Annotated in this window: 11 protein-coding genes; 8 read left to right on the plus strand and 3 right to left on the minus strand. The window is 68.1% G+C overall.

Annotated elements, in window-relative coordinates:
• Positions 1–35: 35 nt before the first annotated feature.
• Positions 36–1,397 (minus strand): adenylate/guanylate cyclase domain-containing protein, encoded by a 1,362-nt coding sequence (locus HRC28_RS07495; RefSeq protein WP_182379502.1) that lies wholly within the window; start codon positions 1,395–1,397, stop codon positions 36–38.
• Positions 1,398–1,550: 153 nt separating this feature from the next.
• On the opposite strand from HRC28_RS07495, the gene HRC28_RS07500 reads away from it, so the two are divergent.
• Together HRC28_RS07500 and HRC28_RS07505 are read left to right on the plus strand one after the other, a co-directional pair.
• Complete coding sequence (locus tag HRC28_RS07500; RefSeq protein WP_182379503.1) at positions 1,551–2,213, plus strand: Crp/Fnr family transcriptional regulator; 663 nt, start codon at positions 1,551–1,553, stop codon at positions 2,211–2,213.
• Between the two features lie 130 nt (positions 2,214–2,343).
• A complete protein-coding gene (locus HRC28_RS07505; RefSeq protein WP_182379504.1) occupies positions 2,344–2,784 on the plus strand; it encodes a cyclic nucleotide-binding domain-containing protein in 441 nt (146 codons plus the stop codon).
• Between the two features lies 1 nt (position 2,785).
• Here HRC28_RS07505 and HRC28_RS07510 read toward each other — a convergent pair whose 3' ends face one another.
• Positions 2,786–3,439, minus strand: a complete 654-nt coding sequence (locus HRC28_RS07510; RefSeq protein ID WP_182379505.1) for a TetR/AcrR family transcriptional regulator — start codon at positions 3,437–3,439, stop codon at positions 2,786–2,788.
• Between the two features lie 86 nt (positions 3,440–3,525).
• On the opposite strand from HRC28_RS07510, the gene HRC28_RS07515 reads away from it, so the two are divergent.
• The 4 genes from HRC28_RS07515 (at position 3,526) to HRC28_RS07530 (ending at position 8,795) form a co-directional block, all read left to right on the plus strand.
• The gene (locus HRC28_RS07515; RefSeq protein ID WP_182379506.1) at positions 3,526–5,076 is read left to right on the plus strand and encodes an MFS transporter; all 1,551 of its coding nucleotides are present in this window, start codon (positions 3,526–3,528) and stop codon (positions 5,074–5,076) included.
• The gene (locus HRC28_RS07520) at positions 5,067–6,320 is read left to right on the plus strand and encodes a helix-turn-helix domain-containing protein (protein ID WP_182379507.1); all 1,254 of its coding nucleotides are present in this window, start codon (positions 5,067–5,069) and stop codon (positions 6,318–6,320) included. Before HRC28_RS07515 ends, HRC28_RS07520 begins: the two co-directional genes overlap by 10 nt.
• A 101-nt stretch (positions 6,321–6,421) precedes the next feature.
• Positions 6,422–8,428 (plus strand): fatty acid desaturase, encoded by a 2,007-nt coding sequence (locus HRC28_RS07525; RefSeq protein WP_182379508.1) that lies wholly within the window; start codon positions 6,422–6,424, stop codon positions 8,426–8,428.
• Positions 8,412–8,795: a methyltransferase gene (locus tag HRC28_RS07530; protein WP_202033264.1), complete on the plus strand. Its 384-nt coding sequence runs from the start codon at positions 8,412–8,414 to the stop codon at positions 8,793–8,795. The genes HRC28_RS07525 and HRC28_RS07530 overlap by 17 nt, the downstream gene beginning before the upstream one ends.
• 3 nt (positions 8,796–8,798) lie before the next feature.
• Here HRC28_RS07530 and HRC28_RS07535 read toward each other — a convergent pair whose 3' ends face one another.
• A complete protein-coding gene (locus HRC28_RS07535) occupies positions 8,799–9,266 on the minus strand; it encodes a helix-turn-helix domain-containing protein (RefSeq protein ID WP_182379509.1) in 468 nt (155 codons plus the stop codon).
• Positions 9,267–9,318: 52 nt separating this feature from the next.
• Between HRC28_RS07535 and HRC28_RS07540 the strand changes: the two genes are divergently transcribed.
• Together HRC28_RS07540 and HRC28_RS07545 are read left to right on the plus strand one after the other, a co-directional pair.
• Positions 9,319–10,743 carry an MFS transporter gene (locus tag HRC28_RS07540; RefSeq protein WP_182379510.1) on the plus strand — a complete coding sequence of 475 codons (1,425 nt, stop codon included), beginning with the start codon at positions 9,319–9,321 and terminating at the stop codon, positions 10,741–10,743.
• A 9-nt stretch (positions 10,744–10,752) separates the two neighbouring features.
• Positions 10,753–12,888 carry an MMPL family transporter gene (locus HRC28_RS07545; RefSeq protein ID WP_182379511.1) on the plus strand — a complete coding sequence of 712 codons (2,136 nt, stop codon included), beginning with the start codon at positions 10,753–10,755 and terminating at the stop codon, positions 12,886–12,888.
• The last annotated feature ends 77 nt before the right edge of the window (positions 12,889–12,965 follow it).

Consider the following 12,965-nt stretch of genomic DNA (forward strand, 5'->3'; position numbering starts at 1 on the left):
GGGATCTTCCCGGATGCGGAGCACCATCGCCGGGTTCAGACGACCTGGTCGTCAGGCCGCGTGCTGGTGAAAGCGCTGATCGGGGAGTAGGACCGTACGGGGTAGTGCACGCCCTTGCAGTGCACCTCGCCTCGGGGTTCACACGGCGCGTGGTCCCTCACCAGGTACCAACTGGCCTCGCTGATCAGGATCTGGCCCGGGTCGCAGGCGGCTTGAAGCCGCGCCGCGATGTTGGTGTGCATTCCGATCGCGGTGTAGGTCATCCGCCCGGCGGAACCAAAGCTGCCGACGCTGAGCATGCCGGTGTCGATGCCGATGCGGGTCTGCATCGGTTCGGCGATGCCGAGCCCCTGCCAGTGGCGGTTCAGGGAATCGAGTCGTGTGTGCATCGCGTGCGCGGCTCGGACTGCGCTCGCCACCTGCTGGTCGACGTCCATCTCGTCTGGAGCGCCGAAGAGCGCCATCAGGCCGTCGCCGGCGAACTCGTTCACTATTCCGCCGTGCTCATCGATCAACTGACTCATTGCTGTCATGTAGTCGTTGATCACCTGGGTGAGATCCTCGGGCTCGACGCGGTCTGCCAGAGCGGTGAACCCGACGAGGTCGGCGAACAGGACGGTGAGCCGCCTGCGCACCGGTACGTCGATCTCAGCAGTCTCACCACGGGCAACGTGCTCGAAAACAGGACGGGGAACGTAGCGGCGGATCGTCTCGCGGGTGCTGCGCAGCTCTTGCTGCTGAGCGGCGATGATCTGGTCCTTCGAGAACGTCCGTCGATCGACGATCTCGGTGACGATGCAGACCAGGAGGCAGCCCAGGAAGGCGATCCATTGGGCTGCAGCGAAGGAGCTCGCCTCGACGGCGTTGAGCTCCCCGTCGTTGTAGGCCTCGAGCAGCTGGTAGGAACCGAAGGCGACGTAGGGAGTGATCGCGACCGTCGCGGCGCCGGGCGGATTGCGGAAGACGGCGAACCCGAAGAACATCACCACGATGAGGCCAGCGGTCATGACCCCGGCCCGCGACTGGCTCGCCTCGTCGGCCAGGGTGACCTCGGACAGCAACCAGACGATGAGGAAGCCAGCCAGGCAGTTCGCTGCCGCCGAGAGGGGCGTCACCATTCTCTGCAGGGCCGGGTGGAAGGTCAGGCCGGTCAGCACGACCAGGAGCACGATCCAGCCGACGACCCAGAAGGCAGCCTGGTCGGCCGCATCGGGATCGAGCACGACGACAGCCACCAGCAGCAGGACCCAGCTCGGCGTGGACCCGATGTAGCCGATGCGGGCGAAAGGCGTGGTGTAGCTGACTCGCCAGCGCTGGTAGTCCCGCTCGGTCTCGCGCTGCGCGAAACGTAGACCGAACAGGCGTGTCGAACGCGGTGTGTGCTGAGGCCAGATCATCGGCCACTCCTGATGCCTTCGCCTGCGTCCCTCGTCCAGTCAAGTTAGTCAAGCGACGTTTCAGTGACCTGTCGACCAGAATGGAAATATCAAGCGGATCCGATAGCGAGCAGACCGATCGCGCCAGCACGCTGGGTGTGCTACCAACATGCGATGGAGTGGCCGCTGCTGGGAGCTCTCGACGAGCGCGAGTGGATCGCTGTCCTCGCCGCGGCGAAGCGGCGCTCCTTCGCCAAGGGCGACATCGTCTTCAGCGAAGGGGACCTTGCCGATTCGGTCCAGCTCGTGGCGAGTGGGCACCTCGCCGTTCAGGTCTCGACCCCGGACGGCGACCTGGCCACCCTGAGCGTCCTCGGGCCGGGGGCCTGGTTCGGAGAGCTGTCGCTGATGCCGGGCCAGATCCCCACGCCACGGTCCGCAAACGTCTTTGCCCTCGATCCGGCAGAGACCCTGGTCCTGACCCGCTCGGCGTTCCACATCCTCTGCGAGGAGCACCCGCGTATCGAGCGGTTGGTGATTGCCCTGATGGCCGCAAGAATTCGCGAGCTCGGCACCGACCTGCTGGAGGCCCGGTACGTCGGCCTGGACCGTCGGGTCTGCGCCACCCTTGATCGGCTGGCCAACATCTACGTGGCTGATGGAACGCGTACAGAAATACCCGTGACCCAGACCCAGTTGGCGGACCTTGTCGGCTGCGTCCGACCTCGGCTCAACGAGATTCTTCAACGGCTGGTGACGGACCGCGTCGTTGAGCTCGGTCGAGGCAAGCTCACCATCGTGGATCGCCCGCGCCTGCTCCACCGGGACGATCCCTGAAAGCCGCCGAATGCGGTTCCTTCTTGTGTCACCGACGGAACAGACCGCCGAGGCCGACCGAATCATGCTGAGCACATCGCAGCCCGAGGGCTGTGGCCCGGTCCGGTTCGGAACCAAGAGGAGTCCCACGATGGTGAACCGCGGAATGAGCACTGGTGGCCCGCCCCCGCGCGGGAACGTGAAGCAGGAGATGAGGGACCTCGGATCGGTGCCGAGTTTTGCGGATGCGCCAGCCGCCACCCTGAAGGCAATGGTTCAAGCTGGCTACATCTTTCGGGTTCGGCCGCGGTGGACGCTGCTCGCCGAACGGACGGCTCCGGAACGGGCCTACATCCTGCTCGACGGCCTGGCTGACGTCCGCCGCGCCGGAGACGATCTCGGACCGTGTCGCCCAGGCGACATCCTGGGAGAGATCGGCATCCTCCAGCACCGTCTCCGGTCGGCGACCGTGGTGGCCAAGGACACCGTCCGCGTGCTGCATCTCAGTCGAGAGGTGTTCGAGAAACTGAACGACGAGCATCCCTACTTCCGCGATGTCGTCGGTGAGGGGATGCTGCGCAAGTTGCGCTGATTCAACCCAGCAGGTCCCGTACGCCGATGGCCGAGCCGGTCGTTGCTGCGTAGGACCGGTCGATGGCGATCAGCACGCGATCGAGGGCGACGGTGCGCTCCTTCGCTGTTGAGCCCTGCAAGGGGCCGTCAATGCTGATGACCGAGAAGCCGTGCACGGCGGACCAGCACGTGATCTCGGCGTCGATCCGGGCTGCCGCCGTGAGGAAGCCGACGCCGACGAGGTCATCGAGCACTTCGCCGAGGAGTACGAGAGGGTCGCGCCCGGGGACGGCGATCGTCGACGAGACCGCCGACAGCGATGCACACGCCAGACGGAAGAGGCCCGGCTCGGTGATGGCGAAGTCGACGTAGCCGCGCCCTGTGGCGGCAAGGCGACGTCGGGCGCGCAGGACCGGGTCGCGCGTGCGCACCTGTGCCAGCCGGGCCTGCATGGAGTCGACGATCTTGCCCATGACCCTTCCTGCGACCTCGGCGACCAGGTCGTCCCGGTCAGCGAAGTGTCGGTAGGCGGCGTTGTGCGAGACGTGGACCCGTCGTGCCAGGTCCCGAAGTGCGAGCCCGTCGGGTCCGTTCTCGCGGACTGACGTGACGGCCGCCTCGATGAGGGCCTCCCGCAGGTCGCCGTGGTGGTAGGGGGCGGTGGGCAGCGTCACAGGCCAATCCTGATTGCTCGATCTTGACAGTGTCAACATCCGACCGCCAAGGTCAATGTTGACAACAGCAACTTAAGGAGCTGCCCGTGCCACGCAAGTCCCTGATTCTCTTCTCGGTGTGCCTTGCGACGCTCACGATCAACATGAGCGCGATGATCGTGAACATCGCGCTGCCGACGTTGGCGGTCGAACTCGACGCCACGACGAAGGACCTGCTCTGGATCGTCGACGGCTACAACCTGGCGTTCGCGGCCCTGGTCCTGGCCATGGGCAGCCTCTCGGACCGGTTCGGACGCCGTCCGGCCCTGATCATCGGCCTCGTGGGATTCGCTGCGAGCAACGGTGCTGCGGCGCTCGCGGACAGCAGCGGGTCGCTCATCGCGATCCGGTTCGTCATGGGCGCCTTCGCGGCTCTCATCTTCCCGACCACCTTGTCGATCATCGCGAACACCTTCACCGAGCGGCGCGAGCGCGCCACCGCGCTGGGCGTGTGGGGAGCGGCCGTGGGGGTCGGAGTCGCGCTCGGCCCCGTGGGCGGCGGGTTCCTGGTGACCCACTTCAGCTGGCACAGCGTGTTCTGGGCGCTGGTGCCGGTCAGCCTCGCCGCAGCGGCTCTGGCCGTCGCGTTCGTGCCCGAGTCCCGCGACCCGTCCGTGCCACGGATCGACCGTCCCGGGTTCGTGATCTCGGTGGCGGCCGTCGGGAGCCTGACGTGGACGATCATCGAGGCGCCCGAGCACGGCTGGAGCAGTGGCCTGATCCTCACGGGCTTCGGAGTGGCGGCCGCGCTCGTCGGCCTGTTCGTGCTCGTCGAGCGAGCGGTCGCCGAGCCCATGATCGATGTGACCCTGTTCCTGGATCGGCGTTTCAGCGCGGCCTGCGGCGCGGTCACCATCGCCTTCTTCGCGCTCTTCGGCTTCATCTTCCTGATCACGCAGTTCTTCCAGTTCGTGCGTGACTACTCCGCCCTCGACACGGGCCTGCGGTTCCTCCCGGTGGCCGGATCCATCGCCGTCGCGTCCCTGGTCGGCGGTCGGCTCGCTCCGCTGATCGGGACCAAGGCGGTCGTCGCCTCCGGGCTGGCCCTGCTGGGCTCCGCGTTCCTCTGGATCTCCGGTCTGACGGTCGACGTCTCCTACGCCACGGTCGTCGTACCCCAGATGGTGATGCTGGGCCTGGGGATCGGCCTGGTCAGCACCGCGGCGACCGAGTCGATCATGCAGGTGCTGCCACCCTCGCGGGCCGGGGTCGGATCGGCCGTCAACGACGCCACGCGTGAGCTCGGTGGCACGCTCGGCGTCGCGGTCGTCGGCTCGTTGTTCGCGTCCGCCTACGCCGATGGGCTCCGACCGGCGCTCGAGGGGCGGGTGGATGCCACCCATGTCGAAAGGGCTCTCGAGTCGGTCGGCTACGCCGACGCGGTCGCAACGCGCGTGCCCGGCATCGCGAGCGCCGTCGACGCTGCGTTCCTCGATGGACTGGCGTTCGGCTGTGTCGTGGTGGGCATCCTCTGCATCGCGGGGGCAGTCGCGGCACTGGCAGCGCTGCCGGGACGGGGCTTCGTGCCGCCCGGCGGGTACGAGACGGACAAGGTCCCGGACGGGCTGGATGGTCGTAGTCTCGCGACATGGTCCTGAATACGGACGGGTCGGCCGGCGTTCCCGAGGCGCTGGTGTCTGAGCTGCGCCGTACCGCCACGGAGCTGCTGGGGAACGTGTCGACGCACGCCGACGAGATGCTTGCGTACATCGTCGAACGGATCCCGGAGGCCAGTGCGGACGACGACCTCCGTGGTCTGACCCTCGGGTCGTGCTCATCGAACCTCGAGGCGGCGCTGTCGATGGTTCGCCATGGCATCGACGTGAGCGCCGCGACCGCGCCGGTCACCGCCCTCGAGCATGCGCGCGCGATGGCGGCCCGTGGCTACAGCGTCGATGTGATGCTGCGCTTCTACCGCGTCGGGCACAGCTATTTCAGCGAGCGCATCCTGGCGGCGATCTCCGACCTGGTGGTCGATCGGACCCTCGCCCTCGCGGTGGTCGCCGACCTGCAGCGCTACGCCTTCGCCTACACCGACCGCATCGCCAGCGAGGTCGCTGCCGAGTACGTCGCCGAGCTCGACCGCATGCAGAACCGCGCCCGCGCGGCCCGGACCGATGCGGTCCGCGCCCTGATCGCTGGCGACCAGCTCGACCTCGGGCACGCCGAACGCGCCTTGTCGCACCGGCTCACCGGATGGCAGACCGCCTTCGTCTGCCGCGCCGAGCATGACGACTCCGACCTGGCGCGCGTGGGGGCGTTGGTCGGCGCCCACCTGGGTTCGACCCATCCGCTCCTCGTGCCGGACGGGGTCCGGGCGTTGTGGGGCTGGGTCTCCACGACGCACGCTCCCGCGGTGGCCGCGGCGGACCTCGTGCCCCTGGCCGACCAGGTCCCCGGGAAGGTCCGGATCTCCATCGGTACGCCGGCGCAGGGTCCAGGCGGCTTTCGTGACTCCCACGCCCAGGCCCAGCGGGGCGCCCGCATCGTCGAGCTCTCGGGCCGCGGAGATCCGGTGACGTCGTACGCCGACGTCGCACTCGTCGACGCGATGAGCGGGGACCTCGACATCGCCCGTGACTTCGTCGCGAACGAACTGCGCGCACTGGCCGCCGTGGGGCCGCGCGAGGACGAGGAGCGGCGGGCCCTGCTGGCCGTGCTCGACGCACAAGGAGGGCTGGCGGCCGCCGCGGAGACGCTGGGGATTCACCGCAACACCGTGCTGCAACGCATGCGTCGGGCCGAGGAGCGTCGAGGGCGCCCTGCGACGGAGAGGGTCGCCGAACTTCACGCCGCGCTACGGCTCGTTCACGTGCTCGGTCGGGTCGTACTCCCTCAGTAATCCAGCTCAGCAATCCAGCCCCTGAGGCGATGTGCTGCGCGCACATCGGCGTGGGCTCGGCACCACTGGCAGCGGGCACTCGCGGTTCATAGATTGCCGGCATGTCAGCAACGACCGCGCAACCCGCACCCGCAGCGACTCGTCATGCGCTTCCCGACCCGGGCGAGCGGGTCCCGACGATCTCGTGGCCCGTGGTCGGCATCTTCTTCGGCGCCATCGCGACCTTCGTGTTCTCCACGTGGGCGGCGGTGACCGACACGCTGACGGCGCTGCTGACGGTGCCGCTCAGCGCAGCCGCGATCTTCGTGCTGTTCACGGTGCTGCACGACGCGGCGCACTACTCGGTGAGCACACATCGCTGGGTGAACGTGGCCTTCGGTCGGGTCGCGATGCTGTTCGTCTCGCCGCTGATCTCGTTCAAGTCGTTCGCGTTCATCCACATCGAGCACCACCGCAACACCAATGACGGCGAGAACGACCCGGACCACTTCGTCAGCGGCGCTCCCGTGTGGCAGCTTCCGTTCCGCTTCCCGCTGATGGATTTCCCGTACCTGGGATTCCTGGTGCGCAACGTGCGGCGCCGTCCGCTTGCCGAGGTTCTGGAGACCGCGTTCCTGATGGCGACCACGGTCGCGGTGATCGTCGCTTGCGCGCTCACTGGCCACCTGTGGATGTTTGCGGTGCTGTATCTGATCCCCGAGCGAATCGCCATGTTCGTCCTGGCCTGGTGGTTCGACTGGTTGCCGCACCACGACCTCGAGGACACCCAGCAGGAGAACCGTTACCGCGCCACCCGCAACCGCGTGGGCTCCGAATGGGTTCTCACGCCGCTGCTCCTCTCGCAGAACTATCACCTCGTCCATCACCTGCACCCGTCGATCCCGTTCCACCGGTACGTCGCGACCTGGCGGCGCAATGAAGAGGCCTACCTGGAGCGGGATGCCGCGATCGGCACCGTCTTCGGCCAGCAGCTCGACGCCGACGAGTACCGCGACTGGAAGCGACTGAACGGCAAGCTGGCCCGACTCCTGCCCGTGCGGGTGCCGAAGCGATCTTCTGCCCACGCCGCGATGTTCCACCCGGTCCCGGTCGCCAGCGTTGACCGGTTGACCGATGACAGCGTGCTGATCCGTTTCGACGTTCCCGACGACCTGTGTGAGGAGTTCGCTTTCGAGGCAGGTCAGCACGTCACCGTCCGCACCGACCTCGGCGGCCAGGGCGTACGGCGGAACTACTCCATCTGCTCGTCGGCCATCTCCGACCCCCTCGCCATCGCGGTCAAGCACATCCCCGGCGGTGCCTTCTCGACCTTTGCCATGGAGCAGCTCCGTGCTGGCGACACCCTCGAGTTGATGACACCCACCGGGTCGTTCGGCACGCCGCTCAGCCCGCTGGCCACGAAGAACTACGTGGCGGTGGTTGCCGGGAGCGGCATCACCCCCGCACTGTCGATCCTGCAGACGACCCTTGCCGTCGAGACCGAGAGCCGCTTCACCCTCGTCTACGGCAACCGGGACGCCGACAGCACCATGTTCCGCGAGGAGCTCGAGGTCATCGAAGCCCGCTACGCCGACCGGCTCGAGATCATCCACGTCCGCTCTCGCGACCCGCATCACCCCGAGCACCTCCGCGGTCGCATCGATCGCCCGAAGCTCGAGCAGCTGCTCGCCTCTGACCTGGCCGCACCGGTGGACGAGTGGTTCCTGTGTGGACCGGTCGAGATGGTGACCGACCTTCGCAACCTGCTCCTCGAGCGCGGCACCAAGCCGGACCGTGTCCACGTGGAGCTCTTCCATGGCTTCCAGAAGCCCAGGGTTGCCGACGGCTTCGCCCCGGCGAAGGTCACGGTCAGCCTGCGTGCCCAGCAGCACGAGGTCTCACTCGCCGCGGGCGACACCGTCCTGGAATCAGCGCTGAAGGCTGGCCTCGAGGCGCCGTACGCCTGCCTCGGTGGGGCGTGCGGCACCTGCAAGGCGAAGGTGCTCCTGGGCTCGGTCGCGATGGAACAGAACTTCGCGCTCTCGCCGGCCGTCGTGGAAGCCGGCTACGTCCTCACCTGCCAGTCCCACCCCACCAGCGAAGAGGTCCACGTTGACTACGACGCCTGAAGTGCCGGTGCTGGGTGTGGCGCGACCGGTTCCACGCTACGCACGAATCGTCCGGGGGCTGCAGCAGCGCCTGGTGCTCGACATGCCCGGCGGACCACGCGTGGTCACCTTCGCGACGGTGATCAACTTCCAGAAGTGCCACGGCATGTTCCGTTTCGTTCGCCACCCCAACTACACCGGCGAGATGATGATCTACCTCGGCTTCGCCCTGCTGGTCTGGCACTGGCTGCCGTTCGTCGTACTGGCATGGGTGTGGGGTGGCCTCTTCGCCTCGAACATGATGGCCAAGGAAGCGAGCATGAGCCGTCATCCCGAGTGGGCGGCCTACAAGGCACGCACGCGGCGAGTCATTCCCCACGTCTTGTGACCGTCAGCGGCCGGAGCCGACGACCACGTCATCCTCGGCAACGGCGTGACCGGCTGCGCATCGGACCTCAACCCGCACCGGCTCGCCGCAGTTGGCATGGGTGACCGCGGGTCCGCCGCCGCGGGTGTGCGAGTCGCCCCACTGCAGCAGCGACAGCACGACGGGAAGCAGGTCGTGTCCGGACTCGGTCAGTGCGTAGGCGTGCCTGGTGCGCTGGCCGGGCTCGCGGTACGGCTCCTTGGTCAGGACTCCCGCATCGACGAGCTGGCGCAACCGCTGCGCAGCCACGGCCTCCGTCACGCCGACGCGTTTGACGAGTGCGTCGAAGCGCCCGGCGCCGTAGAAGACCTCGCGCAGCAGCAGCAGCGTGGTGCGGTTGCCGATCACTTGGAGTGTGCGGTCGATGGGACAGCGATCGCCCAGCGCGACGTCTCCGCGCTGTGCGAGCCGGCCGGTCAGACGAACAGTCATGACCACAGCCTAACTTGCCGAAACCATAGTCAGCCACCTAGAGTCTCTGGCTATGGCAATCCAGAGTCAGCGGATCGTGACCGCAGTACTGATCGGTGCGGCGTTCCTTGCCGGCGTCGACCTCTTCATCGTCAACGTCGCCTTCGACGAGATCGGCAGCGACTTCGCCGGCACGAACCTCTCCGAGCTGAGCTGGATCCTCAACGCCTACGCCGTCGTGTACGCCGCGCTGCTCGTCCCGATGGGCAGACTGGCGGATCGCGCGGGACAGAAGCGCGGGTTCGTGGCCGGAATGATCCTGTTCATCGTGGCCAGCCTGGCCTGTGGCTTCGCGCCGGGGATCTGGTGGCTGGTGGGCTTCCGCGTGCTCCAGGCTGTTGGAGCGGCCGCGATGACGCCGGCGAGCCTTGGCCTGCTGCTCGCTGCGGTGGCGCCGGACAAGCGGGCATCGGCGGCACGGCTCTGGGCCATGACCGGCGCGGTTGCTGCGGCCCTCGGCCCGGCGCTGGGCGGGGGACTGGTCCAGTTGTCGTGGCAGTGGGCGTTCTGGATCAACCTCCCGATCGGGCTGGTGCTGGTGTACGGCGCGGTGCGCTACGTCCCCGACGTGCGGCACAACGAAGGCACGCCGCTGCCCGACCTGACGGGCGCCGCGGTGCTCGTGGTTGCCGTGGGTGGGCTGGTTCTCGGCCTCGTCCAGGCAGGCGACTGGGGATGGACCTCGGTGCGCGTGCTGGGTGCCTTCGCGGTGTCCGTCGTCGCCACGGCGGTCTTTGCCCGGCGCACCGCGCGGCATCCGTCGCCGATCATCGCGCCGGCCCTGCTCGCCGTGCCCGCCTTCCGGTGGGCCAGCCTGGCCACGCTGGTCTTCAACACGGGCTTCGGCGCTGCACTGCTCGGCGCGATCCTCTGGCTGCAGCTCGCCTGGGAGTACGACGCGTTGCAGACCGGGCTGGCGATTGCGCTCGGCCCGCTCGCCGTGCCGATCACTTCGGTCCTCGCGCACCGACTGTTCCCCCGTGCGCGACCCGGCCACATGATCGCGGCCGGCAGCCTTCTCTTCGCGGGGTCGGCGTTGTGGCAGGCGTTCGCACTCAGTCCGACGCCGGCGTACTGGACGACGTTCTTGCCCGCCTGGGTGCTCGGCGGCATCGGTGTCGGGCTGGCCATGCCGAACCTGCTGGCTGCGGCGGCTGCAACCCTGCCGCCCGCTCAGTCCTCCACGGGAGGCGGAGTCGTGACGATGGCCCGTCAGGTCGGCCTGGTCCTCGGCGTCAGCATGCTGGTGACGATCGTCGGCGGGGCCGATCGTGAAGCAGCCTTCACTCACGCCTGGTACGCCGTCGCCGCTTGCATGCTGGTGTCCGCGGCCACCGCTCTCCGGCTGTCCGGCGTCACGACGGTCGGCGAGGCGCAGGCGACGACTGGGCACGCAGCATCGTCCGGGGGAGACCCGCGGGGGGCCGCGAGGCGCTAGCGTGCGAGCGTGTTCGATCGCCTCGCACGCCTGACCTGGCGGCACCCGAAGAAGGTCCTGCTGGCCGCGTTCGGCTTCGTACTGGTCGCCGGGTTCTTCGGGCACGACGTCGAGCACCACCTCAAGGCGGCCGGGTTCACCGATCCGTCCTCCGAGAGCGAGCAGGCAGGCGACGTGCTGTCCGATGCCCTCGGCTACACCGCACAGCCCGGGCTCGTCGTCCTGCTCCGGGACCCCGACGGCGGGCCGATCGACCTGGCCTCGCCCGAGATCCTCGCGGAGGTCGACCGGCTGGCGGACGCGCTGCGGCAGTCGTCGTACGTCGGGAACGTGGTGAACCCGCTCGACGATCCCGCGGCGGCTCCGGGCCTGATCCCTGCCGACCAGCAGTCCATCGCGCTGCCCGCCCAGCTCGCGACGAGCGACCTCGAGGACAAGGGCGGGCTGGCTGACGAGTCGGTGCGCAAGAACGTCACCTCCGATCTCCTCGATGTCGGGTACGGCGGCTACGCACCCAGCTTCAACGAGGTCAACGACCAGACCCGCAAGGACCTCCAGAACGCCGAACTGATCGCGTTCCCGCTGCTCGGGATCCTGTTGCTGATCGTCTTCCGCAGCGTGGTCGCAGCCTTCGTCCCGCTGCTCCTCGGCGCGCTGTCGATCATCGGAACGCTGTTCGCGCTGCGGATCATGGCGGGCCTCGTCGACACGTCCCTCTTCGCCCTCAACATCGCGACGGCACTGAGCCTCGGTCTGGCGGTCGACTACGCGCTCCTCATCGTGTCGCGCCATCGCGAGGAAACTGCCGAACACGGCTACACCGAGGAAGCGCACCGACGCACCGTCGCCTCAGCCGGTCGTACGGCGGTGTTCTCGGGCCTCACCGTCGCCGGCGCGATGGCCGCGCTCGTCGTGATGCCGCAGCGCTTTCTCTACTCGGTGGGCGCAGCCGGGGCCGTGGTTGGTGTGCTGTCGGCCGCGATGGCCGTGATCGTCGTACCCGCCCTGCTGGCGGTGCTGGGCCCGCGGATCAACGCGCTGTCGATCCGCCGCGGACCTGCCATCTCCGACACGTCGACCCGCTGGCTTCGGGTCGCGAGGGCGGTGATGAAGCGGCCGGTGCTGGTGGCGGTCGCGACGACCGTCGTCCTGGTCGCCCTGGCCGCACCGTTGCTCGGCACCCATCTCACCGGCCCGAGCGCGCAGGCCGTGCCGCCGGGACAGCAGTCCTACGAGGTCAATGCGTATCTGGATGACCACTACGACAGGGCCGTGACCGAGGGCCTGTCACTGACCGTGGACGGTCCGGCGACCGACGCGGAACTCGAAGGACTCCGCCAGCAGATCGCCGGGGTCGCGCATGTCGCCGAAACGATCCCGCCGTTCGTACGGGTCTCGGACACGGTGGCCTACACGATCGGAGCCTTCGAGGGACCGGCCCTGTCCGCCCGATCACAGGACGCGCTGAGAGAGGTGCGGGAACTGGCCGCACCGGAAGGCGCCCGACTCCTCACGGCCGGCAACACGGCCAGCTTCGTCGACGAGAAGGAGAGCCTGGTCGCCAATGCACCGTTGACGATCGGTCTGGTCATCGTGCTCACGGTCGGCCTGTTGTTCCTGCTGACCGGGTCGGTCCTGCTGCCGTTGAAGACGTTGTTGATGAACGCGATGACCCTGGCGGCGTCCCTCGGGATCCTGGTGATCGTCTTCGAGCACAAGTTCCTCGTCGGAGTCCTCGACTACCCGGGGCCGTACGCCGTCGAGGTCACCAGCCTGGTCTTCCTGTTCGCCGTCGCGTTCGCGCTCGCAACGGACTACGCCGTCCTGGTGATGGCGCGGGTCAAGGAACTGCGCGACGGCGGGATGTCCAACGAGGACGCCGTCGCCCACGGTGTCGCGAAGACGGGGCGGATCATCAGCGCCGCGGCCCTGATGATCGCGGTCGTGTTTGCGGCCTTCGCCGTCAGCCCGGTCTTCTTCATGAAGCAGATCGCGGTGGGCATGGCGCTCGGCGTGATCATCGACGCGACCATCGTGCGCGCCCTGCTGGTGCCGTCGCTGATGCGGTTGCTGGGGGAGGCGAACTGGTGGGCACCCGGTCCGCTCCGCCGGCTGCACGATCGATTCGGCCTCAAGGACGGATGAAACGCATCGATGGGGGTACCGGCGATGGCGACAGGAGGGCCCAGTGCTGTGGGGCCCGACCATTCCGAGTATCCGGA

The organism is Nocardioides sp. WS12 (genome assembly GCF_014108865.1).
Classification (GTDB): domain Bacteria; phylum Actinomycetota; class Actinomycetes; order Propionibacteriales; family Nocardioidaceae; genus Nocardioides.